Origin of the sequence: Hallella mizrahii, assembly GCF_009695775.1 — a bacterium.
In the GTDB taxonomy this organism is placed as follows: Bacteria; Bacteroidota; Bacteroidia; order Bacteroidales; family Bacteroidaceae; genus Prevotella; species Prevotella mizrahii.
In genome coordinates this window covers 1-2,449 of record NZ_VUNG01000085.1, presented here as the reverse complement: position 1 = coordinate 2,449, position 2,449 = coordinate 1, and the positions used below count along the sequence as shown (strand labels likewise).

Sequence of the window (2,449 nt, the reverse complement as noted above, 5' to 3'; positions counted from 1 at the left end):
ATTTACGCTTGTTTTAAATTGCAACACTAAGATAGGTGAAAAATCTGACATGGCAAAATCCTGAGCAACTTTTTGTTGCTCAGGAACTTATAAATAAAGTTAAATCAAAGTGTTGCGGAATTAAGGACAAAGAAAAATTAACGCAAGGCCAAGGGAAAAATTAAATTTCCTCACTCCAGATGAAGCCGTTTACAAAAAGACTTCGTAAATTTGCACTTGCTAATTGACTCCGCCTCTCTTTCTTGACGGCTATGAGGCTAAGATAACGTCAAAGACATAGGCAACATTGGCAAAGTGCTCGAAGGACACTGCCATACGTGACATACAGGATCTTGTTGACAAGAACATCCTAATAGAGGACATCCCTGGTGCCAAGCGTCCTAGTTACTCCATCGTCTATGACGCAGAGGACTTGACGCAATTCTTCACCGATGTAAGTATTACAGAAGAGAATGGCATTCAATACCTTAAAGCATTGTTCATGGGAAAGAAACCAATCTGCGAAAGAGTCCTGAAACTTGATGCTGACCGATACCAAAAAGGCGATTTGCCATTGTCCAATCTGCTCAGTAAATATTGCTCGTATATCGCAGAAAACAACAGAGACTTATAATCCCCTTTTTGTGCCCGACACAGGCCGCAGCCTGGTTCGGGTGGTGGTAGCAAGAAACTAATTACCCACAATACATAGGCCGTTCCTGACCGATGGTTGTGGGTTCAGTGTGGCCTGAATAGAGCACTGTATCATCGGGGAGGGTAAGAATCCTCTTGTAGATGCTGTTGTAGAGTTGCACTTCGTTTCCACCTATATATTGCGTGGAGCCAGGACAGTCGTGGAAGATGGTATCACCGACAAAGGCAACTTCGTCTTGCAGACTATAGAAGATAACGCTGTCAGGCGTATGTCCAGGCGTATGGATGACCTTCAAGGCGAACGATGGATTGGCTTTCAGACGGATAATGTCACCATCATCAAAATACTCTGCTCCGTCCAGATAGACATTTCTGCCACAATAGGCACTCAGGTTCCAGCGGGTATCCGTCAGGTATTTTTCTCCATCACGATGGATGCAGTAGGGGATGCCCAAGGTCTGGGCAATCTCACTGACAGCACCCGTATGGTCAAAGTGACCATGAGTAAGAAGAATTCGCTCTATCGTCCAACCGTTCTCCTCTATCTTCTGCAAGATACGACTTGCCTGTGCGCCTGGGTCGATAAGGAATCCGTGGCGCGTCTCGTCGTCAATGTAGAAATAGCAGTTGACGGCGAACACATCCTTGACAACAATCCGACGTATCATATACGGCAACCCTCCGGCCCACACTGATGGGCATCCACGCCAACTGTATTCTCTTGCTGGTCTTTGAGCGCCTTTTCCAACGTATGTTTGAAGGCATTGACAGACAAGGCACCGGGGATGACAAACTTTCCGTTGAACATAAAATAAGGAACGCCATGCACACCATACATCATGGCCTCACGCTCGTCGAAGCGCACCTCCTCGTCAAACTGGTTCGACTCCAATACGTTCTTTGCCTCAGTCTCGTCAAGTCCAGCCTCACGAGCCACACGGAGCAGCACGTCGTGTTCGGCCAGTTTCTCATTACGAGTAAAATAGGCATCAAACAACAGTTCACTCACGCGGTCTTCCAACGCTGTATCGTGCTTCGTCTGTGCCAATTTCGTAAGACGGTGGGCATCGCGGGTGTTGGTGTAGAGCGTGGTGGCATAGCGGAAGTCGATACCTTCGTCGATGCCAAGCTGCGAGATGTGGTCTATCTGCTGTTGGGCTTCCTCTTTCGAGAGACGATACTTCATGGCAAAACGGTCAACGGTGATGGACTCAACCGTCTTGGGCGCGTCGGGGTCAAGCTCGAAAGCACGTGTCTCGATTTCCACCTCATTCTCCAGTCCAAGTTCCTTGATGGCTTTCTTCAGACGGGTCTCGCCGATGTAGCAGTAAGGGCAAGCATAGTCACTCCAATAAACGATTTTCATTGTCTTAATCTCCTTTACTTTATTGATGGTTATTACTTGTTTTGTTTTCAGGGAATCAACTGACTCTGACAGTACTCTAAGCGGTATCATTAGCGTCATAGAAACCGCAAATAGCCGGATAAATCTGTTAAAGAATCCCATAATTCTCACACTTTTGTTATGAATTTCGGTGCAAAGGTACGGAGCTTAAGCGAAAGTTTGTATATTTGCACTCATGAATGATTCGATGAGATTTATCGATAAAAACGATATAGCATGGAATTGAGACAATTGAACTACTTTGTAAAGGCTGCAGAGACAGAGAACTTCTCCATCGCAGCCCAGGTGTAATCGGTATCTTTGCACCAACAAATTTCAGAAATTAGCAATGTAGCAGATTTCGGAAAAATGAATGTAGCAGATTTCGGAAATTAGCAATGTAGCATTTCCGGCAAATAAGGATGCAACATT

General features: G+C 45.7%; 2 protein-coding genes and 1 pseudogene. 1 reads left to right on the top strand and 2 read right to left on the bottom strand.

What is annotated here, in order from left to right:
* Positions 1 to 235: 235 nt before the first annotated feature.
* A pseudogene (locus FYJ73_RS15490) lies at positions 236 to 613 on the top strand (Fic family protein); the annotation flags it as partial.
* A 61-nt stretch (positions 614 to 674) separates the two neighbouring features.
* On the opposite strand, the gene FYJ73_RS15485 reads toward FYJ73_RS15490, so the two are convergent.
* Positions 675 to 1,301 (bottom strand): MBL fold metallo-hydrolase, encoded by a 627-nt coding sequence (locus tag FYJ73_RS15485; protein ID WP_154535641.1) that lies wholly within the window; start codon positions 1,299 to 1,301, stop codon positions 675 to 677.
* Positions 1,298 to 1,999: a DsbA family oxidoreductase gene (locus FYJ73_RS15480; protein WP_206081814.1), complete on the bottom strand. Its 702-nt coding sequence runs from the start codon at positions 1,997 to 1,999 to the stop codon at positions 1,298 to 1,300. The genes FYJ73_RS15485 and FYJ73_RS15480 overlap by 4 nt, the downstream gene beginning before the upstream one ends.
* Positions 2,000 to 2,449 lie beyond the last annotated feature (450 nt).